The following is a 20203-nucleotide window of genomic DNA, read 5'->3' on the forward strand; positions in this document are numbered from 1 at the left end:
TATGCGTCAGCACCCGTTGGGAATTTACGAGAAAGCACTGCCGAAACACCTGAGCTGGCCCGAGCGCCTGGCGCTGGCCAAGGCCTGCGGCTTCGACTTCGTCGAAATGTCGGTGGACGAAAGCGATGAACGTCTGGCGCGCCTGAGCTGGAGCAAGGCGCAGCGCCTGGCGCTGGTGGACGCCATGCTGGAAACCGGCATCCGCATTCCGTCGATGTGCCTCTCCGGCCACCGGCGCTTTCCGTTTGGCAGCCACGATCCGGCGCTGCGACAGCGTGCCTTCGACGTGATGGAACAGGCCATTCAGTTGGCCAAAGACGTCGGCATCCGCACCATCCAGTTGGCCGGCTACGACGTGTATTACGAAGAGCAGGACGAGGGAACGCTGGCGCGCTTTAGCGAAGGCATGCAGTGGGCGGTAGACCGTGCCGCCGCCGCCCAGGTGATGCTGGCGGTGGAAATTATGGATACCGCCTTTATGAACTCGATCGGTAAATGGAAAGCCTGGGACGCCCTGCTGGCCTCACCGTGGTTCACGGTGTATCCGGACGTCGGCAACCTCAGCGCCTGGGGCAATGACGTGCCGCGCGAGCTGGAGCTGGGCATCGATCGCATCGCCGCCATTCACCTGAAAGACACCTACCCGGTCACCGCCGTTTCCCCGGGACAATTCCGCGACGTGCCGTTTGGCGAAGGCTGCGTCGACTTCGTCGAGGTGTTTCGCACGCTGCAGCGCCTCAATTACCGCGGCGCATTCCTGATTGAGATGTGGACCGAAAAAGCCGAGGAGCCGGTGGCCGAGATCGTTCAGGCCCGCCGCTGGATCGAACAGAAAATGCAACAAGGGGGCATGACATGCTGACTCAGTTAAAACAACAGGTGCTGGAGGCCAATCTCGATCTGCCGCGCCATAAGCTGGTGACTTTTACCTGGGGCAACGTCAGCGCGGTGGATCGCGAACGCGGTCTGGTGGTGATCAAGCCGTCAGGCGTTGAATACGAGCATATGACGGCGGAGGATATGGTGGTGGTCGATCTGGCCAGCGGCCGCACCGTCGAGGGGGCAAAAAAACCGTCGTCGGACACCGCCACCCATCTGGCGCTGTACCGCGAATTTGCCGATATCGGCGGCATCGTCCACACCCATTCGCGCCACGCTACCATTTGGGCGCAGGCCGGGCTGGACATCCCCGCCTGGGGAACCACCCACGCCGACTATTTTTATGGCGCGATCCCCTGCACTCGCCTGATGACCCAGGATGAAATTGAGCACGATTACGAACTGGAAACCGGCAACGTGATTATCGAAACCTTCCGCCGGCGCGATATCAATCCCAACGCGATCCCGGCGGTACTGGTCAACGCCCACGGCCCCTTCGCCTGGGGCAAAGACGCCCACAACGCGGTGCATAATGCGGTGGTGCTGGAAGAAATTGCCTACATGGGCATTTTCTCGCGCCAGCTGACGCCGGGCATTCACAGCATGCAGCGCGAGCTGTTGGACAAACACTACCTGCGCAAACACGGCCAACACGCCTACTACGGGCAGTAGCGCGCCGGGGCTTTAACCGTGGCGCCCGATGCTTTGCCGCATCGGGTGCCAACGGGCATGAGGCGCAGTGTAGCGAAAACCGCATTCGCCCATCGGCGAAAAATTCGCTATCATCCGCACCCACCCTCCAGCCGGCCGCCCGATGTCTACGATCACCGATACCTTTATCGCCCCGCCATGCCATGACCAGATAGAGATCCTCTATCAGGACGATCATCTGGCGCTGATCAATAAGCCGCCCGGGCTGCTCAGCCTCTCGGGCAAGAATCCGCAGAATCTCGATTCGGTACACCACCGGCTGGTACAGAGGTTCCCCGGCTGCGCCCTGGCGCACCGCCTGGATTTCGGCACGTCCGGTTTGATGGTGGTGGCCCGCAACAAGGCCGTCAACGCCGCGCTCTGTCGGCAGTTCAGCGAACGCACCGTCGGCAAAGTGTACAGCGCGCTGCTCTGCGGCCATCTGGCGGATAACGAAGGGGTAATAGACGCGGCGATCGCCAAAGATCCGGCGTTGTTCCCGCTGATGTCGATTTGCGCCCTCCACGGCAAGCCCGCCCGCTCCCGCTATCGGGTCGTCGAACGTTTTTATCGTGAAATGGAAGGCGGGATCTCGCTGCCGCTGACGCGGGTGCAGCTCACCCCGGAGACCGGACGCACCCACCAGCTGCGTATTCACAGCCGGCAATTGGGCCATCCTATTTTAGGTTGCGATCTGTATGGCGGGCGCCTGCTGCCGGGTACCGAACAGACGCCGCGGCTGATGCTGCACGCCAGCGAGCTGGACTTTGTGCACCCCATCAGCGGAGAGCGGATAGCCGCTCGTCACGCAGCGCCGTTCTGAACGCGGCTTACCACATCAAATCGTCGGGCACTTTAAAGTCGGCGTACGGATCGTCTTCATCCTGTTCTTCCTGACTCAGTGCGCTGTGCAGCACTATGCTGGCCGCATCGCGCTGCGCGATTTTATCGGCGACGCTCGCGGGGATAATCGCGTATTCACACTCTTCCCGGTTCTCGACCACCAAGCGGGCAATGGCGAGGCGGCCATTGATCAGCTGCGTCTGCGTCGCCTTATCCACCAGGATTTTTTTGATCAGGTTGCCGTCGGTGAAGTTGAAACCGATATCGCCTTTCGCCAGGACGATGCGGTTCATCTCGATCAGCTGCTTCACCTGCGCCTTGTACTCTTTGGACAACGCGGCCTGCTTTTGCTGCTCGCTCAGCTGCTTATCGCGCTCAAGCTGCGCCTTTTTATTCTCTTCCACCGCTTCTCTGGCCTCGCGGGCCTGAACGCGTGATTTTTTAGCCGTTCTCTGGACTTTGGCCATTTTCTTGCTGGTTACCAAGCCCGCTTTGAGCATCTGCTCTTGTAAGGTGAGTTTTGTCATGTTCGTGTCTGAAGCCGTGGGATCATGGAGGGATTATACCCGTAATTTTTCAGGCTGCACCAGGTTGCCGGCCCAACCCACCGGCGGTTTGCGCCGCAGGGCAACGGCGATAAACCGCCCCGAACGCCAGAACATGAATACCGCTCATGTGGTAATGAAATTAAGTCTCTTTCACTCCCACCGGGACTCTGGCAAAAATAGACCTCATTAACGACAGACAATATGAAATCGGCTGAATGAAAAAAGAGAAAAACAACCCATTGAAATAAATGGATAAATCCAGCCTTCATATCATATAACAGGATGCTATAAGACGATGAATAGAGACTTTACCTTTACGATTAAGAGCAGTTCTTTCGATGAAGATTATAACCCTTCTGAAAGTACGCGTATCACCACCAACTTCGCCAATTTGGCCAGAGGGGAAAATCGCCGGGAGAACCTGCGCAATACGCTGGTGATGATTAACAATCGCTTCAATACGTTGGCGCATTGGGATAACCCCAAGGCCGATCGCTATTCGGTCGAGCTTGAAATCATCTCGGTTGAGATGCGCATTGAAGATCAGGGCGCCAGCTTCCCGGTGATCGAAATCCTGAAAACCAACATCCTTGATAAAAAAACGCAAAAGCGTATCGAGGGCATCGTTGGGAACAATTTCTCCTCTTACGTGCGCGACTACGACTTTAGCGTCTTGCTACCGGCGCACAATAAAAACACGGCGGAATTTACCATTCCGGATGATTTCGGCGATTTGCACGGCAATATCTTTAAGCACTTCGTCAATTCAAACGAATACCATGAAAATTTCAGCAAACCGCCGGTGATTTGCCTCAGCGTGTCCAGCAAAGACACCTACCATCGGACGGGCAATCAACACCCGGTGTTGGGCGACGAGTATCGGCAAGACGGCGCTTCGCTGACCGACCGGTATTTTAAAAAAATGGGCCTGCAGGTGCGCTATTTCATGCCGAAAAATAGCGTCGCGCCCCTGGCGTTTTATTTCCCCGGGGATTTGCTGAGCGATTACACCGATCTGGAACTGATCGGCACCATCAGCACGATGGAGACCTTCCAGAAAATTTATCGGCCTGAAATTTACAATGCCAACTCGGCGGCGGGGCAATGCTATCAGCCCAGCCTGAATAACCAGGATCATTCATTAACCAAGATTGTTTACGATCGCGAAGAGCGTAGCCAGTTGGCGATTGAGCAGGGGAAATTTACGGAAGAGCAATTTATCAAACCCTACAAACCTCTTCTTGAGCAATGGTCTGCTCACTACGCGCTTTGATTCACTCAAATACAGGTCATCTATCATGAAAATATTGCTCCCTACGTCGACCGCCGGCAGCTTGCCCAAACCTGTCTGGCTGGCCCAACCGGAAACCCTGTGGTCGCCCTGGAAATTGCAGAATGAAGAATTAATCGAAGGGAAACAGGACGCCTTGCGTTTGTCGCTGGCAGAGCAACAACAGGCCGGCATCGATATCGTCAGCGATGGCGAGCAAACGCGCCAGCACTTCGTCACGACGTTTATCGAGCACCTCAGCGGCGTCGATTTCGAGAAACGCGAAGTGGTTAAAATCCGCAATCGCTACGAAGCGAGCGTGCCAACCGTTGTGGGGGCGGTCTCGCGCCAAAAACCCGTTTTCGTTGAAGACGCCAAATTTTTACGCCAGCTGACCAAGCAGCCGATTAAATGGGCCCTGCCGGGGCCGATGACCATGATCGACACGCTTTATGACAACCACTATAAAAGCCGCGAGAAATTGGCCTGGGAGTTCGCCAAGATCCTCAATCAGGAAGCCAAAGAGCTTGAGGCCGCTGGCGTCGACATTATTCAGTTTGATGAGCCCGCATTTAATGTGTTCTTTGACGAGGTGAATGACTGGGGCATCGCCGCCCTGGAAAGAGCCGTTGAAGGGCTTAAGTGTGAAACGGCCGTACATATCTGCTATGGATACGGCATTAAGGCCAATACCGACTGGAAAAAGACGCTGGGCTCTGAGTGGCGGCAATATGAAGAGGCGTTTCCCAAGCTGCAAACGTCGACTATCGATATTATCTCGTTGGAGTGCCATAACTCGCACGTGCCGATGGATCTGCTTGAACTGATTCGCGGTAAGAAAGTGATGGTCGGCGCCATCGACGTAGCGAATCATGCCGTTGAGACGCCGGAGGAAGTAGCCGCTACGCTGCGCAAAGCGCTGCAGTTTGTCGATGCCGACAAGCTCTATCCGTCGACCAACTGCGGCATGGCTCCCCTGCCCCGTCAGGTCGCCAGCGGCAAGCTGAATGCCTTAAGCGCAGGCGCCGAAATCGTGCGCCGAGAACTGTTGGCCAAATAACCGCGCCAGCGCCCGCCGCAGTAGCCTCCTGCGGCGGGCGATTATCATCGACTCCCCCTCCCCGCAACGCCCCCGCTCTGGTGTATACTCGGATTTCTACGCGATGCCAGCCAAAGCGGCCTGAACGGCCCCTCAGCCAGCCCACACCAGCTTAATAACAGTGGAACCCTCATGAGCCCAGATACCGCTCGCATCAGCGAAATTATCGATCGCGCCAAGATCTCGCCTTATCAAATCCTCATCCTCGCCCTGTGTTTCCTGATCGCCCTGCTGGACGGCTTCGATACCGCCATCATCGGCTATATCGCCCCGGCGCTGCGCGAAGAGTGGGGCCTGCAGCCAGCGCAGCTCTCCCCCGCCTTCGGTGCGGGATTGTTCGGCCTGCTGATCGGCAGCCTGCTGTTCGGGCCGATCGCCGACGCCATCGGCCGCAAACGCGTGCTGCTCGTCGCGGTGCTGGTGTTTGGCGGCTGCACCCTGGCTTCGGCCTATGCGCATTCGATCGAATCCCTGACCCTGTTGCGCTTCATCACCGGCATTGGCCTCGGGGGCGCGATACCGACCTGCATCACCCTCAGCTCTGAGTACTCACCGGCGCGCCGGCGCATGCTGATGGTCACCCTGAGCTGGAGCGGCTTTACCGCCGGTCTGGCCTTGGGCGGCCTGCTGGCCGGGCAGATCATTCCTGCATTTGGCTGGCGCGGCCTGCTGGTGGTCGGCGGCATTGCGCCATTGGCGCTGTTGCCGCTGTTGGCCTGGCAGATGCCTGAATCAGTACGCTTTATGGCCGCCAGCGCCAAACATGCCGATCGGCTACGCCGGGTGGTCGAGCGCATCACCGGCCAGCGTTGGGCCGGTGTGACGATTGTCGATGACGAGCGTCCGGCGCAGGTCAAATCGCCGATCTCGCATCTGTTTATCGAAGGGCGCGCCGTGCGCACCCTGCTGCTGTGGGCGGCGTTCTTCTGTTCGCTGTTCGTGTTCTACCTGCTCACCAGCTGGTTGCCGACGATACTCAAAGACGCCGGTTTCGATATCGCCCACGCCTCGCGCATCGGAGCCATGGTGCCGCTCGGCGGCACTCTGGGCGCCATCCTCATGGCGCTGCTGATGGATCGGGTCGGGCCCTACCGCGTATTGGCCGTCTCCTACCTGGGCGCCGCGCTGGTGATCGGCGCGACCGGGTATCTGATGGGCGACGTCTACACGCTGGCCGCCATTGTGTTCCTTATCGGCTTCGGCGTGGCCGGCGCGCAGAACGGCCTGAACCTGGTTTCCGCCACCCTTTACCCGACCGCAGCCCGCGTCACCGGCGTCAGTTGGGCCATGGCCAATGGCCGCTTCGGCTCGATCGTCGGCTCGATGCTCGGCGCCTGGATGATGACCGCCGCCGGATCGCCAGAAGTGTTCTTCCTCTGGCTGGCGTTGCCGGCGCTGCTGGGCGCAGCCGCCATCTTCCTGCTTTATCGCCTCAGCCTGCGCCGCCGCGCGCCGCTGACCGAACCGGCGGCCGGCATCTGAACTCGCGGAAATAAAAGGCCGAGACGCCATCGGTAGCGTCTCGGCCCGCAATAAAAAAGGGGGCCAAGGCCCCCTTCTGTGTTATTCCGCCTTGGCGGAAGCGTCTTCGGTGCGATACAGGTGCACGTCCATCTGCGGGAACGGAATGCCGATGTTGTGGGCATCCAGCGCGCGCTTGAAGTTTTCCATCAGATCGAAGTACACGTTCCAGTATTCCGCGTTAGTGGTCCAGGAACGGGTCACGAAGTTCAGGGAAGATGGCGCCATCTCGTTCAGACGCACGGTCACGCCTTTAGCGTGCATGATGCGCTTGTCGGCGGCGATCACGTCGCCCAACACCTTTTTCACCACGTCGATATCGGCGTTGTAGGCCACGCCTACCACGATATCCACGCGGCGGTTCGGTTCGCGGGAGTAGTTGATGATGTTGCCGGCGATGATTTTACCGTTCGGCACCACGATGGTTTTGTTGTCTGCGGTGCGCAGGGTGGTGGAGAAAATCTGCACCTGATCGACGGTGCCGGCCACGCCGCCCAGATCGACATACTCACCCACGCGCAGCGGGCGGAAGATCACCAGCAGCACGCCGGCGGCGAAGTTGGACAGCGAGCCTTGCAGCGCCAGACCGACGGCCAAACCGGCGGCACCCAGCACGGCGATCACCGAGGTGGTCTGCACGCCGACGCGCCCCAGCACCGCGATGAAGGTGAACGCCAGCACGCCGTAACGTACGATCGCCGACAGGAAGTCAGCTACCGTGGCGTCGATGCCGCGCAGTTTCATCACGCGGTTCAGCGCATTGCCGACCACGCGGGCCACGATCGAACCGATGATCAGGATAACGATGGCGGCGACGATATTCACCGCGTACTGGATCAACAGATCCTGGTTCTTCACCAACCAGTCGCCGGCACCGTTGATGCCGTCTACTACATTCAAATCTTTCATTCGTGTCGTCCTAACTCAGTCCCTAACGGGAGAAACTCGCAAAAATACACTGGCTTCGGCAGCCAGTAGGAAACCACCGCCTAAGGGTAACCAACATTAAAGGCTCATGCCAACCGTCAGCGTTAAAAATAGCCGAAACCGCCCGCCGCTTCTTCTATGCTGAAAACAGCACGTTGGCCATTTCACGACAAGAGATCCGTTCTTCATGCACATTCGCTCTTCGCTCAAACACTATTGGCAAGTGCGGCCCAGGCTGCTGTTTTCCGTCGGCGCCGGGCTGTTGTGCTTTCTGTTGCTGCCCGCCCAACTCTCGTTGCTGCAGCGCCTGATGATCGGCTGGAATACGCTGGCCTGGCTCTATCTGCTGTTTCTCTGGCGGCTGATGCTGGTCAGCACGCCGCAGCACATTCGCCAGATCGCCCGGCGACAGGATGAAAGCGCCAGCACGGTGTTGGCGCTGGTCAGTTTCGGTTGTCTGGTGAGCATTCTGGCGATCCTGTTCGAATTGAGCAGCGCCAAACAGGCCAGCGATTCGCTGAAAACGCTACATCTGGCGTTAACCGGCGCAACGCTGGCAGTCTCCTGGCTGCTGCTGCCGACCGCCTTCACCATGCACTATGCCCATCAGTTTTATCGTCAGGACGCACAGCGGGATCCTTTGCCGCTGCTGTTCCCCGGCAATCTCACCGAGCCGACCTATCTGGACTTCACCTACTTCTCCTTCACCATCGCGGTCGCGTCGCAAACCGCCGACGTGGCGGTCGGCGCCGCGGAGGTGCGTAAAATCGCGCTCGTGCAGTCGGTTATTTCGTTCGTGTTCAACATGCTGATCCTGGGCCTGTCGATCAACGTCGGCGCCGGCCTGCTGGGCTGAAAACAAAAAAGGCTCCCCGCAGGGAGCCTTTTGCATCGTGCAACAGGTGCCGAAGATTACAGAACGTCTACCGCGTTCAGATCTTTGAAAGCCTGCTCCAGACGCGTCACCATGCTGGTCTGCGCTGCGCGCAGCCATACGCGTGGATCGTAGTATTTCTTGTTCGGCTGATCGGCGCCTTTCGGGTTGCCCAGCTGGCCCTGCAGGTAAGCTTCGTTCGCTTTGTAGTACTGCAGGATGCCGTCCCAGGTCGCCCATTGGGTATCGGTATCGATGTTCATCTTGATCACGCCGTAGCTGACGGACTCTTTGATTTCCGCATCGCTGGAACCGGAGCCGCCGTGGAACACGAAGTTCAGGCTGTTATGCGGCAGGTTGAATTTCTCGGAAACGTATTTCTGAGAATCGCGCAGGATGGTCGGAGTCAGCTTAACGTTGCCTGGCTTGTACACGCCGTGCACGTTACCGAAGGAAGCTGCGATGGTGAAGCGCGGGCTGATGGCGTTCAGTTTTTCGTACGCGTAAGCCACGTCTTCCGGCTGGGTGTACAGTGCGGAAGCATCCATATGGCTGTTGTCCACGCCGTCTTCTTCACCGCCGGTGCAGCCCAGTTCGATTTCCAGCGTCATGCCGATTTTGGCCATGCGCTTCAGGTAGGCGCTGCAGATCTCGATGTTTTCTTCCAGAGACTCTTCAGACAGATCGATCATGTGGGAAGAGAACAGCGGTTTGCCGGTAGCGGCGAAGTGCTTCTCGCCGGCGTCCAGCAGGCCGTCCAGCCATGGCAGCAGTTTCTTCGCGCAGTGGTCGGTGTGCAGGATCACCGGCACGCCGTAGTGTTCAGCCATCTGGTGAACGTGGTGTGCGCCAGAGATGGCGCCCAGAATCGCTGCGCCCTGAGGCACATCGGTCTTCACGCCTTTGCCGGCGATGAACGCGGCGCCGCCGTTGGAGAACTGAACGATGACCGGCGCGCGCACTTTAGCCGCGGCTTCCAGCACTGCGTTGATGGAGTCGGTACCCACGCAGTTTACCGCTGGCAGCGCAAAGTTGTTCTCTTTAGCAACTGCGAAGACTTTCTGAACGTCATCACCCGTGATGACACCCGGTTTTACGAAATCAAAAATTTTAGACATGTTACTTTGTCCTGTTTCGTCGGCCGTAGATGGATGTAAATCGATGTTTTCACGCCGCGCAGCGTTAGCCGCGCGGTATAAAACAAACGGGCGGCTTTCGCCTCCCGTTGTCTGAATTACTGCTTAGCGCGCTCTTCCAGCATCACGACTGCAGGCAGCGGTTTCCCTTCAACGAATTCCAGGAATGCGCCACCGCCGGTGGAGATGTAGGAAATTTTGTCAGCGATACCGAACAGATCGATGGCTGCCAGAGTGTCGCCGCCGCCAGCGATAGAGAAAGCGTCGCTATCGGCGATCGCGCGGGCGACAATTTCGGTGCCCTTACGGAAGTTAGGGAACTCGAATACGCCAACCGGGCCATTCCACAGAATGGTCTTGGCGTTCTTCAGGATAACGGCCAGACGCTCGGCAGAGACGTCGCCCATATCCAGAATTTGCTCGTTGTCCTGGATCTCGTTGGCCTGCTTCACGGTCGCGGTTGCGGTTTCGGAGAACTCGGTCGCTACGCGCACGTCGGTCGGCACCGGAATGTCGCAGGTTTCCAGCAGTTTCTGCGCGTTCGGGATCAGGTCAGGTTCGTACAGGGACTGGCCCACGTTGTTGCCCTGCGCCGCCACGAAGGTGTTGGCGATGCCGCCGCCGACGATCAGCTGATCGGCGATTTTGGACAGGGAATCCAGCACGGTCAGTTTGGTGGACACTTTAGAACCGCCCACGATGGCGACCATCGGACGGGCCGGGTTGCCCAGCGCTTTGCCCAGCGCTTCCAGTTCGGCGGACAGCAGCGGGCCGGCACAGGCGACAGGCGCGAACTTGCCCACGCCGTGGGTGGAAGCCTGCGCGCGGTGCGCGGTGCCGAATGCATCCATCACGTACACGTCGCACAGCGCCGCGTATTTCTTGGACAGGGTTTCGTCGTCTTTCTTCTCGCCCTTATTGAAGCGGACGTTTTCCAGCACCACCAGTTCGCCTTCGGCGACGTCGACGCCATCCAGATAATCCTTCGCCAGACGCACTGGGGATTTCAGGTGGTCTTTCAGGTAGTTGACCACAGGCAGCAGGGAGAATTCTTCGTTGTACTCGCCTTCGGTAGGACGACCCAGGTGGGAGGTTACCATCACGCGGGCGCCTTGCTTCAGCGCAGCTTCGATAGTCGGCAGGGAAGCGCGGATACGCGCGTCGGAAGTCACTTTACCGTCTTTTACCGGCACGTTCAGATCGGAGCGGATCAGTACGCGTTTACCCGCCAGATCCAGATCGGTCATCTTAATTACAGACATGGTGAACCCTCTTTATTGAATCTCTATAAAATTGCCTGAGCAGCGCGCCAATCACGCCGGCGCCGCCGTACTAGAAACCGCTGGCGGCCATTGCCCGTGTTGTATCCAACATCCGATTGGCAAAGCCCCATTCATTGTCGCACCAGACCAAGGTCTTTATCAGGTGCTGCCCGCTGACCCGAGTCTGCGTACCGTCGACGATAGCGCTGTGCGGGTCATGGTTAAAATCGATCGAGACCAATGGTAATTCCGTGTAGTCAACTATACCACGAAATGATTCCCGTGCGGCCTTTTGCAACAGCTGGTTGACCTCCGCCACCTTCACCGCGGCGCTGACGCTGACGCTGAGATCGATAGCCGTCACGTTGATGGTCGGCACGCGCACCGAGATCGCCTCGAAGCGATCGCAAAACTGCGGGAAGATACGGGTGATGCCCGCAGCCAGCTTGGTATCGACCGGAATGATCGACTGGCTCGCCGCGCGGGTGCGCCGCAAATCCGCGTGATACGCGTCGATCACCGGCTGATCGTTCATTGCCGAATGAATGGTGGTCACGGTGCCGGATTCGATGCTGTAGGCGTCATCCAGCAGCTTGATCACCGGAATAATGCAGTTGGTGGTGCACGAGGCGTTGGACACGATGCGGTGTTCCGCCAGCAGCGTCTGATGATTGACGCCGAACACGATGGTGGCGTCCAGATCGTTGCCGCCCGGATGGGCGAACAGCACTTTCTTCGCCCCCGCCGCCAGATGGGCTTCGCCATCCGCCCGGCTGCCGTACACGCCGCTGCAGTCCAACACCACGTCGACGCCCAGCTCGCCCCAGGGCAACTGCTCCACCGCCGGCTGGTGCAACAGGCGAATCGCGTCGTCTCCGACGCTCAGCGTGTCGCACTCTTGCCGCACATCCCAGGCGAAGCGGCCGTGGCTGGAATCGTACTTCAGCAGATGGGCCATGCCTTCGGCGTTCGCCAGCTCGTTGATCGCCACCACGGAGATTTCCGCCCGTCGTCCCGATTCGTACAGTGCGCGCAATACGCTGCGGCCGATGCGGCCAAAGCCGTTTATCGCTATGCGGATGGTCATGCTGCTCCTGAAAAAGGGCCGTCCACGCCGGGTGACTCACCGGCGCCGCCCGGCGCTGACTGGTTGTCTCACTAACCCGCATAGAGTAGTGGATCGCACCGCCCGCTGTGAATCGCCGAGTTTGCATTATTCCCGCGCTTCAGCGGCTTTTCGCCGCCTTCACATCGGCATTTCTGTCGAAGAGTGCTTCAACTGAAACGCTTCAGCTGAGCATAAACCAAAGTTTTGGCAAAAGAAACAGGTGCAACAGTTCCTCAGGTAACGGAGGGGAGTTTTACGAGCATAAGATGATCTGGCGCACATTTTTGGCCTTAAGGCCGCGGTGGATTTTCGCTCGCCGGCCCCGTTTCGCCGTAGTGCTCGCGGAAATAGTCGCGCAAAAATTCGACCGTCACTCGCACTTTCGCCGACGTTGCCAGCCGGGAAACGTACACCGCCCAGATGTTGGCCGGCTGATAATACTCCGGCAGGATGTGCACCAACCTGCCGCTGTCGATGTTCTCTTTCACGTCCCAGGCGGAACGCAGCGCGACGCCCTGCCCGTCCAGGCACCACTGGTGCACGATTTCGCCGTGGTTCGACGCCAGCGCCCCTGTCACCTTCACCGTCTCTTCGCCGCCCGGCCCCTGCAGCCGCCACAGCCCGAACGGGTGATCGCGTTCCTTGATCACCAAACAAGTGCGGCCCGCCAGCTCAGCCGGATTTTTCGGCACGCCGTGGCGCTGCAGGTATGCCGGCGAAGCGCACAGGATGCGCTGATTGTCCGCCAGCTTGCGCGCAATCAAATTGGGGGCGATATCGTCGCCGATGCGGATATCCAGATCGAATCCTTCGCTGACCAGATCCACCAGCCGATCGGACACGTCGAGCCGCAGCTCCAGCTGCGGGTACTGCCGCGCCAGCGCCGACAGCGCCGGCGCCACGAAACGCCGGCCGAAGCCGAAGCTGCTGACCACGCGCAGCATGCCCTGCGGCGCCTGACGCACCTCGGACAACTCGTCCATCATCTGATCGACATCGTTGAGAATGCGCTGCGCCCATTCGTAGATGCGTTCACCGTCTTCGGTGATCGCCACCCGCCGCGTGGTGCGGTGCAGCAATGACACGTCCAGCGCCTTTTCCAGCAACGCAATGCGCTTGCTGATAAAGGCCGGCGAAACGCCCAGCTCTTCGGCGGCGGCGGCGAACCCGGCGCGGCGCGCCACCAGCACGAACACTCGCAGGTCACTCAGGATCGGCATATTGTTCATGATTCGTGTTTTATGTTTCACCGTTTTCGCGATTGATTAACAGTTAGTCAATTATAGGATAGCAGTGTTGTCAATCTCCCCTACCTACAAATGAGACCTCTGTATGAGCAAAACTTACAAGATTGCCGCCATCCCCGGGGACGGTATCGGGCGGGAAGTGTTGCCGGAAGGCATACGAGTATTGCAGGCGGCGGCAGCGCGCTGGGATCTGTTGCTGGAATTCGACACCTTCGAGTGGGCCAGCTGCGACTACTACCAGCACCACGGCCAGATGATGCCGGACGATTGGTTTGAACAGCTCAAGGGCTTCGACGCCATCTATTTCGGCGCCGTCGGCTGGCCGGATACGGTGCCCGATCACATTTCGCTGTGGGGTTCACTGCTGAAATTTCGCCGCGACTTCGAGCAGTACGTCAACCTGCGTCCGGTACGGCTGTTTCCCGGCGTGCCCTGCCCGCTGGCGAACAAACAGCCGGGCGATATCGATTTCTACGTGGTGCGCGAAAATACCGAAGGAGAGTACTCCTCGCTCGGCGGACGGATGTTCGAAGGCACCGATCGCGAGATGGTGATCCAGGAATCGGTCTTCACCCGTCAGGGCGTGGACCGCATCCTGAAGTACGCCTTCGAGCTGGCGCAGCAGCGCCCGCGCAAGCGCCTGACTGCAGCCACCAAGTCCAACGGCATGGCCATCAGCATGCCGTACTGGGATGAGCGCGTGGCGGAGATGGCGCGCCAATACCCTGATATCGCCTGGGACAAACAGCACATCGATATTCTGTGCGCGCGCTTCGTGCTGAACCCCGAACGCTTCGATGTGGTGGTGGCCTCCAACCTGTTCGGCGATATTTTGTCGGATCTCGGCCCGGCCTGCACCGGCACCATCGGCATCGCGCCGTCGGCCAACCTGAACCCGGAGCGCAACTTCCCGTCGCTGTTCGAGCCGGTACACGGCTCGGCGCCGGACATTTTCGGCAAAAACATCGCCAACCCGATCGCCATGATCTGGAGCGGCGCGATGATGCTGGACTTCCTCGGCGACGGCGATGCTCGCTACCGCCAGGCGCACGACGGCATCCTGCAGGCGATTGAGCGCATTATCGCCGACGGGCCGCGCACGCCGGATATGCGGGGCGGCGCCTCCACCCAGCAAGTCGGCCAGGCGATCGCCGCCCTGCTGCAACGCTAAACGCCGTTGATTTTCCTGCGCAGGGCGCCCTTTCGCGCCCTGCTTTGCCACGTCCGTTTTTCCGCTTCGATCGCCGCCGCAAATCCACTGAAAATCACCCCAGAAAGCACGCCAATACCCCGGTCAAGATCACAACAAATTGTTTACATACTGTGTTTTATCCTTTTACAGATGCCCCAATTGTGGCCCTCCTGTAATTTGTGCACACTCAAAAATGTTAATGAAGAGTAAACATTTCCGGCGGCGTTCCGCCGGGGCGCTTGCTCCTCGCGGTGTAACAAAACAAAGGGTTCAAACCAACAGGGCCCGGGCGCACCCTACGCTTCGCGCACCGGCCCACCACCGATAACAGGAGTTCACTCCCATGCAGAGCAATCCTAAAAAGGATGTCACGCTCATCGCCATCAGCCTGTGCAGTATTGCGCTGATCGCCATTTGCCTGATGCTCTTTCCGGCCCAATCCGCGCTTATCGCCAACACCATTTTCAACGGCGTCACCCGGCTGTTCGGTTCAACCATTCAAATCCTGGTGCTGATCGCCCTGCTGGTGGTGCTGTATCTGGCGTTGAGCAAATACGGCAACATCCGCCTCGGCGAAGGCAAACCGCAATACTCCACGCTGGCCTGGCTGTTCATGTTCATCTGCGCCGGCCTGGGCTCGTCCACCCTGTACTGGGGGGTGATGGAATGGGCGTATTATTACCAGACGCCGGGGCTGAACATCGCGCCGCGCACCCCGAAGGCGCTGGAATACAGCATCAGCTACTCCTTCTTCCACTGGGGCCTGAGCGCCTGGGCGACCTACGCCCTCGCCTCGCTGATCATGGCCTACCACTTCCACGTGCGTAAGAACAAAGGGCTCAGCCTGTCGGGGATCATTTCCGCCATCACCGGCGTGCGCGCCAACGGCCCGATCGGGCGGTTGGTGGATCTGATCTTCCTGGTCGCCACCGTCGGCGCCCTCACCATTTCGCTGGTGCTGACGGCCTCCACCTTTACCCGCGGGCTGACGGCATTGACCGGCATCCCGGATAACTTCGCGGTGCAGGCGACGGTGATCCTGCTGGCGGCGGTGATCTTCTGTCTCAGCTCTTACATCGGCATCGACGGCGGCATGCAGCGCCTGAGCAAAATGGTCGGCTGGGGCGCTTTCGCCTTCGCCGGGCTGGTGCTGCTGGTCGGCCCCACCGAGTTCACCATCAACAACACCATCAACGCCATCGGCCTGACGGCGCAAAACTTCCTGCAGATGAGCCTGTTCACCGATCCGATGGGCGATGGCAGCTTCAGCCGCAGCTGGACGGTGTTCTACTGGCTGTGGTGGATCTCCTATACCCCGGGCGTGGCGATGTTCGTCACCCGCGTCTCGCGCGGCCGCAAGATTAAAGAAGTGATCTGGGCGCTGCTGCTCGGCAGCACCCTCGGCTGCTGGTTCTTCTTCGGTTCGCTGGAAAGCTACGCCATGCACCAGTTCATCAGCGGGCAGCTCAACGTGCCGGAGATCCTCAGCACCCAGGGCGGCGAAACCGCCGTGCAGATGCTGCTGACGGCGCTGCCGCTCGGCAAGCTGTTCCTGGCCGCCTATCTGTTCATCATGATCATTTTCCTGGCCTCGCACATGGACGCGGTGGCCTACACCATGGCCGCCACCAGCACCCGCAACCTGCAGGAGGGGCAAGATCCCAGCCCGATGCTGCGCCTGTTCTGGTGCGTGGTGATCACCCTGATCCCGCTGTCGATCCTGTTTACCGGCGCCTCGCTGGACACCATGAAAACCACGGTGATCCTGACCGCGCTGCCGTTCCTGCTGGTGCTGCTGGTGAAAACCTACGGCTTTACCCGCTGGCTGAAGCAGGACTACGCGGCCATCCCGGCGCACCTGATCGAAAGCAGCCCGCCGGCGCTGCCCGACGCGCCGGCGGCCGCCGAACTCTCCGCTCCATCGTCGTATCAACCGCGCCCTATGGCGAAATGACAATAAGAAAAGAGGAAGGTTAACTTATGAGCACTCTGATCCCTGAATTTACCTTACCGAAAGATTTCTGCGCCGACGCCCGTGAGGCTTACACCATTCCGGCCCGGTTCTATACCCACCAGGCGGCGTTCGAGCACGAAAAAGAGCAGGTGTTCGCCACCAGCTGGATTTGCGTGGCGCACCGCAGCGAGCTCGCCGAACCGAACGACTACATCACCCGCGAGATCATCGGTGAAAACATTCTGGTGGTGCGCGGCCGCGACAAGGTGCTGCGCGCCTTTTACAACGTTTGCCCGCACCGCGGCCACCAACTGCTGGCGGGCGACGGCCGGGCGAAAAACGTCATCACCTGCCCTTATCACGCCTGGGCATTCAAGCTGGACGGCGAACTGGCGCACGCGCGCAACTGCGAAAACGTGCAGAACTTTGATAAGGAAAACTCGCACCTGGTGCCGGTGCGGGTCGAAGAGTACGCCGGGTTTATTTACGTCAATCTGGACTCGCAGGCCGGCACGGTGGAAGACCAGTTGCCGGGCCTCGGCGCCAAAGTGCGCGAGGCCTGCCCGCAGGTCGACGATCTCAAGCTGGCGGCGCGTTTCGTCACCCGCACTCCGGCCAACTGGAAGAACATCGTCGACAACTACCTCGAGTGCTACCACTGCGGCCCGGCGCACCCCGGCTTCGCCGACTCGGTGCAGGTCGACCGCTACTGGCACACCCTGCACGGCAACTGGACACTGCAGTTCGGCTACGCCCGCCCTTCCGAGCAGTCGTTCAAGTTTGAAGAGGGTAAAGAAGCCAGCTTCCACGGCATCTGGCTGTGGCCGTGCACCATGTTCAACATGCCGCCGCTGGAAGGCATGATGACGGTGATCTATGAGTTCCCGGTCGATGCGGAAACTACCCTGCAGCACTACGACATCTACTTCACCAACGCCGATTTGAGCGACGAACAGCTCAAACTGATCGACTGGTACCGCGACGTGTTCCGCCCGGAAGATTTGCGGCTGGTGGAGAGCGTGCAAAAAGGCCTCAAATCGCGCGGCTATCGCGGGCAGGGGCGCATCATGGCCGACGGCGCCGGCAGCGGCGTCAGCGAGCACGGCATCGCCCACTTCCACAACCTGCTGGCGCAGGTTTATCAACCCTGATGCGACGGGGCCCAATGGCCCCTCCCCTGACTTGTGAGGTTCTCGTGAATATTTCCGATCGGGCGCTATTCCGCCAACAGGCCTACATCAACGGCCAATGGCGCGACGCCGACAACCAGGAAACCCTGCCGGTGAGCGATCCCGCCACCGGCCAACTCATCGGCAGCGTGCCCAACATGGCGACGGCCGAAACCCAACGGGCGATCGACGCCGCCCAGCAGGCGCTGGAAGGCTGGCGCGCGCTGCCGGCGCAACAGCGCGCGCAGCTGCTGCGCCGCTGGTTCGAACTGATGCTGGAACACCAGCAGGATCTGGCCAGCCTGATGACGCTGGAACAAGGCAAACCACTGGCGGAATCGCTGGGCGAAATCCGCTACGCCGCCTCCTTTATCGAATGGTTCGCCGAACAGGCCAAACGCACCAACGGCGACATCATTCCCTCGCCAAGCGGCGATAAACGCCTGATGGTGCTGAAACAGGGCATCGGCGTGTGCGCGGCGATCACGCCCTGGAACTTCCCAGCGGCGATGATCACCCGAAAGGCCGCACCGGCGCTGGCGGCCGGCTGTACGCTGGTGGTCAAACCCGCCAACGAAACCCCTTATTCAGCGCTGGCGATGGCCGAACTGGCCGAGCGCGCCGGCATTCCCGCCGGGGTGTTCAACGTGGTGACCGGCAACTCGCAGGCGATCGGCGCCGAGCTGACCCGCAACCCGCAGGTGCGCAAGCTGAGCTTTACCGGCTCCACGCCGGTGGGCCGCCTGCTGATGCGCCAAAGCTCGGACACCATCAAGAAAGTGTCGCTGGAGCTGGGCGGCAACGCGCCGTTCATCGTGTTTGACGATGCGGACATCGATGCCGCAGTGGAAGGCGCGCTGATCGCCAAATATCGCAACGCCGGGCAGACCTGCGTCTGCGTCAACCGTTTCTACGTGCAGCGCGGCGTTTACCCGCAGTTCGCCGAGAAGTTTGTCGCCCGCGTAGCGGCGCTGCAGGTTGGCAACGGTTTCGAACCCGGCGTGCAGATCGGCCCGCTGATCAACCGCAAGGCGCGCGACAAGGTGGTGGAGCTGCTCGATGACGCGCTGAGCAAAGGCGCTCAGGTGCTGACCGGCGCCACGCCGCACGCGCTGGGCGGCAATTTCTTCACCCCGACGGTGCTGGGCGACGTGCAACCCGGTTCGCTGCTGCTGGAAGAAGAGATCTTCGGCCCGGTCGCGCCGCTGGTGGTGTTCGATGACGAAGCCGAGGCGATCCGCCAGGCCAATGACACCATCTACGGATTGGCCGCCTACTTCTACACCCGCGATGCGGCGCGCATATGGCGCGTTTCGGAGCGGCTGGAGTACGGCATGGTCGGTATCAATACCGGGCTTATCTCCAACGAGGTCGCGCCGTTCGGCGGAGTGAAACAGTCGGGCCTGGGGCGTGAAGGCTCCGAATACGGCATCGAAGACTATCTGGAGCTCAAATACCTGTGCCAGGCGGTATAACTTTTTTATGCGCGGGGACGCCCGCGCTTTGGAGCCAATGAATGACCAGCTATCAGATGCTTGATGTTCGCGTCGTCGACATCGAAATCGTCACCGCACAGGTCAAGCGCTTTACTCTGGCGGATCCGCAAGGCCGGCCGCTGCCCGCCTTCAGCGGCGGCAGCCACATCATCGTGAAAATGCAGGACGGCGAGAAGCGCTACAGCAACGCTTACTCGCTGCTCAGCTCACCGTTCGAGCTCGACCGTTACCAGATCGCCGTTCGGCGCGAGTCTCCTTCCAAAGGCGGTTCTGACTTCATGCATGACCGGCTGGCGGTCGGCGATACGCTGACCATCAGCACCCCGAATAACCTGTTCGCGCTGGCACCGGAGGCACAGCATCACGTGTTGATCGCCGGCGGCATCGGCATCACGCCGTTTATGGCCCATCTGCATGAGCTGCAACGCAGCGGCCAACGCTACCATCTGCACTACTGCTTCCACAGCGAGGAACACAACGCCTTCCAGCAGCAGCTGACGCAAGCGCCGTTCACCGACAACGTCAGTTGCCATGTCTCCAGCCTTGGCGGCCGGTTGGATCTGGCGCGCACGCTGGCCGACGTGGGACCCGGCGCCCATATCTACGTCTGCGGCCCGAGGGCGCTGAACGAAGCGGTCTACCGGACCGCCGCCGAACGGGGTATCGACGCCGCGCGTTTACACAGCGAAGCCTTCGCCGCCGAAGACACGGCGGGCGGCGCCTTTACGCTGGTGCTGGCCCGGTCGGGTATTGAACTTGAAGTGGCGGAAGACATGACCATCCTGCAGGCGCTGGAAAACAGCAAGGCGGCCAGGGTCGAGTGTCTGTGCCACGAAGGCATTTGCGGCACCTGCGAAACCCGCATCGTCGAGGGGGAAGCCGACCACCGCGATCAGTATCTCAGCGACGAAGAACGCGCGGCGCAGCAAACCCTGTTGATCTGCTGCTCGCGCGCCAAAGGCAGCCGACTGGTGCTGGATTTGTAAAC

General features: G+C 60.0%; 18 protein-coding genes. 12 read left to right on the forward strand and 6 right to left on the reverse strand.

What is annotated here, in order from left to right:
• The first annotated feature begins 1 nt into the window (after position 1).
• The 3 genes from J0F90_RS20150 (at position 2) to J0F90_RS20160 (ending at position 2392) form a co-directional block, all read left to right on the forward strand.
• On the forward strand, positions 2 to 862 hold the full coding sequence (locus J0F90_RS20150; RefSeq protein ID WP_033639439.1) for an L-ribulose-5-phosphate 3-epimerase: 861 nt from the start codon (positions 2 to 4) through the stop codon (positions 860 to 862).
• A complete protein-coding gene (araD, locus tag J0F90_RS20155) occupies positions 856 to 1551 on the forward strand; it encodes an L-ribulose-5-phosphate 4-epimerase (protein ID WP_033639438.1) in 696 nt (231 codons plus the stop codon). Before J0F90_RS20150 ends, araD begins: the two co-directional genes overlap by 7 nt.
• 142 nt (positions 1552 to 1693) lie before the next feature.
• Complete coding sequence (locus J0F90_RS20160; RefSeq protein WP_033639436.1) at positions 1694 to 2392, forward strand: RluA family pseudouridine synthase; 699 nt, start codon at positions 1694 to 1696, stop codon at positions 2390 to 2392.
• Positions 2393 to 2399: 7 nt separating this feature from the next.
• Here J0F90_RS20160 and J0F90_RS20165 read toward each other — a convergent pair whose 3' ends face one another.
• Positions 2400 to 2939, reverse strand: coding sequence for a DUF2058 domain-containing protein (locus J0F90_RS20165; protein ID WP_025160208.1), 540 nt, complete (start codon positions 2937 to 2939; stop codon positions 2400 to 2402).
• A 316-nt stretch (positions 2940 to 3255) separates the two neighbouring features.
• Here J0F90_RS20165 and J0F90_RS20170 point away from each other — a divergent pair, with 316 nt between their 5' ends.
• The 3 genes from J0F90_RS20170 to J0F90_RS20180 all read left to right on the forward strand — a co-directional run bounded on the left by J0F90_RS20170 (position 3256) and on the right by J0F90_RS20180 (position 6811).
• Positions 3256 to 4233, forward strand: coding sequence for a DUF1852 domain-containing protein (locus J0F90_RS20170; RefSeq protein WP_016930027.1), 978 nt, complete (start codon positions 3256 to 3258; stop codon positions 4231 to 4233).
• Positions 4234 to 4258: 25 nt separating this feature from the next.
• The gene (locus tag J0F90_RS20175) at positions 4259 to 5290 is read left to right on the forward strand and encodes a methionine synthase (protein WP_028127699.1); all 1032 of its coding nucleotides are present in this window, start codon (positions 4259 to 4261) and stop codon (positions 5288 to 5290) included.
• Between the two features lie 171 nt (positions 5291 to 5461).
• Complete coding sequence (locus J0F90_RS20180; RefSeq protein WP_033639435.1) at positions 5462 to 6811, forward strand: MFS transporter; 1350 nt, start codon at positions 5462 to 5464, stop codon at positions 6809 to 6811.
• A gap of 81 nt (positions 6812 to 6892) precedes the next feature.
• Here J0F90_RS20180 and mscS read toward each other — a convergent pair whose 3' ends face one another.
• The gene (gene mscS, locus J0F90_RS20185; protein WP_015378992.1) at positions 6893 to 7759 is read right to left on the reverse strand and encodes a small-conductance mechanosensitive channel MscS; all 867 of its coding nucleotides are present in this window, start codon (positions 7757 to 7759) and stop codon (positions 6893 to 6895) included.
• A 205-nt stretch (positions 7760 to 7964) separates the two neighbouring features.
• On the opposite strand from mscS, the gene J0F90_RS20190 reads away from it, so the two are divergent.
• Positions 7965 to 8633, forward strand: a complete 669-nt coding sequence (locus J0F90_RS20190) for a DUF1345 domain-containing protein (protein WP_033639434.1) — start codon at positions 7965 to 7967, stop codon at positions 8631 to 8633.
• A 56-nt stretch (positions 8634 to 8689) separates the two neighbouring features.
• Here the strand turns inward: J0F90_RS20190 and fbaA are convergent, their stop codons facing one another.
• The 4 genes from fbaA to J0F90_RS20210 form a co-directional block, all read right to left on the reverse strand.
• Entirely contained in the window at positions 8690 to 9769 is a 1080-nt protein-coding gene (gene fbaA / locus J0F90_RS20195; RefSeq protein ID WP_004931586.1) for a class II fructose-bisphosphate aldolase, read from the reverse strand.
• Positions 9770 to 9885: 116 nt separating this feature from the next.
• On the reverse strand, positions 9886 to 11049 hold the full coding sequence (gene pgk / locus J0F90_RS20200; RefSeq protein ID WP_025160206.1) for a phosphoglycerate kinase: 1164 nt from the start codon (positions 11047 to 11049) through the stop codon (positions 9886 to 9888).
• 70 nt (positions 11050 to 11119) lie between these two features.
• Positions 11120 to 12136: an erythrose-4-phosphate dehydrogenase gene (gene epd / locus J0F90_RS20205; RefSeq protein WP_004931582.1), complete on the reverse strand. Its 1017-nt coding sequence runs from the start codon at positions 12134 to 12136 to the stop codon at positions 11120 to 11122.
• A 311-nt stretch (positions 12137 to 12447) separates the two neighbouring features.
• Entirely contained in the window at positions 12448 to 13407 is a 960-nt protein-coding gene (locus J0F90_RS20210; protein WP_272491432.1) for a LysR substrate-binding domain-containing protein, read from the reverse strand.
• Positions 13408 to 13489: 82 nt separating this feature from the next.
• Between J0F90_RS20210 and J0F90_RS20215 the strand changes: the two genes are divergently transcribed.
• From J0F90_RS20215 to J0F90_RS20235, 5 genes are all read left to right on the forward strand, one after another.
• Positions 13490 to 14575 carry a tartrate dehydrogenase gene (locus J0F90_RS20215; RefSeq protein WP_033639432.1) on the forward strand — a complete coding sequence of 362 codons (1086 nt, stop codon included), beginning with the start codon at positions 13490 to 13492 and terminating at the stop codon, positions 14573 to 14575.
• A 364-nt stretch (positions 14576 to 14939) separates the two neighbouring features.
• A complete protein-coding gene (locus J0F90_RS20220) occupies positions 14940 to 16550 on the forward strand; it encodes a BCCT family transporter (RefSeq protein ID WP_033639431.1) in 1611 nt (536 codons plus the stop codon).
• A gap of 26 nt (positions 16551 to 16576) precedes the next feature.
• The gene (locus J0F90_RS20225) at positions 16577 to 17701 is read left to right on the forward strand and encodes an aromatic ring-hydroxylating oxygenase subunit alpha (protein WP_033639430.1); all 1125 of its coding nucleotides are present in this window, start codon (positions 16577 to 16579) and stop codon (positions 17699 to 17701) included.
• A gap of 44 nt (positions 17702 to 17745) precedes the next feature.
• A complete protein-coding gene (locus tag J0F90_RS20230; protein WP_033639429.1) occupies positions 17746 to 19194 on the forward strand; it encodes an NAD-dependent succinate-semialdehyde dehydrogenase in 1449 nt (482 codons plus the stop codon).
• A gap of 41 nt (positions 19195 to 19235) precedes the next feature.
• On the forward strand, positions 19236 to 20201 hold the full coding sequence (locus tag J0F90_RS20235; protein ID WP_033639428.1) for a PDR/VanB family oxidoreductase: 966 nt from the start codon (positions 19236 to 19238) through the stop codon (positions 20199 to 20201).
• The last annotated feature ends 2 nt before the right edge of the window (positions 20202 to 20203 follow it).

Origin of the sequence: Serratia marcescens subsp. marcescens ATCC 13880 (assembly GCF_017299535.1) — a bacterium.
GTDB classification, from domain to species: Bacteria; Pseudomonadota; Gammaproteobacteria; order Enterobacterales; family Enterobacteriaceae; genus Serratia; species Serratia marcescens.

Coding starts and splice junctions, on each gene's coding strand:
- J0F90_RS20150 (WP_033639439.1), top strand. CDS start 2: ATGCGTCAGCACCCGTTGGGAATTTACGAGAAAGCACTGCCGAAACAC.
- araD (WP_033639438.1), top strand. CDS start 856: ATGCTGACTCAGTTAAAACAACAGGTGCTGGAGGCCAATCTCGATCTG.
- J0F90_RS20160 (WP_033639436.1), top strand. CDS start 1,694: ATGTCTACGATCACCGATACCTTTATCGCCCCGCCATGCCATGACCAG.
- J0F90_RS20165 (WP_025160208.1), bottom strand. CDS start 2,939: ATGACAAAACTCACCTTACAAGAGCAGATGCTCAAAGCGGGCTTGGTA.
- J0F90_RS20170 (WP_016930027.1), top strand. CDS start 3,256: ATGAATAGAGACTTTACCTTTACGATTAAGAGCAGTTCTTTCGATGAA.
- J0F90_RS20175 (WP_028127699.1), top strand. CDS start 4,259: ATGAAAATATTGCTCCCTACGTCGACCGCCGGCAGCTTGCCCAAACCT.
- J0F90_RS20180 (WP_033639435.1), top strand. CDS start 5,462: ATGAGCCCAGATACCGCTCGCATCAGCGAAATTATCGATCGCGCCAAG.
- mscS (WP_015378992.1), bottom strand. CDS start 7,759: ATGAAAGATTTGAATGTAGTAGACGGCATCAACGGTGCCGGCGACTGG.
- J0F90_RS20190 (WP_033639434.1), top strand. CDS start 7,965: ATGCACATTCGCTCTTCGCTCAAACACTATTGGCAAGTGCGGCCCAGG.
- fbaA (WP_004931586.1), bottom strand. CDS start 9,769: ATGTCTAAAATTTTTGATTTCGTAAAACCGGGTGTCATCACGGGTGAT.
- pgk (WP_025160206.1), bottom strand. CDS start 11,049: ATGTCTGTAATTAAGATGACCGATCTGGATCTGGCGGGTAAACGCGTA.
- epd (WP_004931582.1), bottom strand. CDS start 12,136: ATGACCATCCGCATAGCGATAAACGGCTTTGGCCGCATCGGCCGCAGC.
- J0F90_RS20215 (WP_033639432.1), top strand. CDS start 13,490: ATGAGCAAAACTTACAAGATTGCCGCCATCCCCGGGGACGGTATCGGG.
- J0F90_RS20220 (WP_033639431.1), top strand. CDS start 14,940: ATGCAGAGCAATCCTAAAAAGGATGTCACGCTCATCGCCATCAGCCTG.
- J0F90_RS20225 (WP_033639430.1), top strand. CDS start 16,577: ATGAGCACTCTGATCCCTGAATTTACCTTACCGAAAGATTTCTGCGCC.
- J0F90_RS20235 (WP_033639428.1), top strand. CDS start 19,236: ATGACCAGCTATCAGATGCTTGATGTTCGCGTCGTCGACATCGAAATC.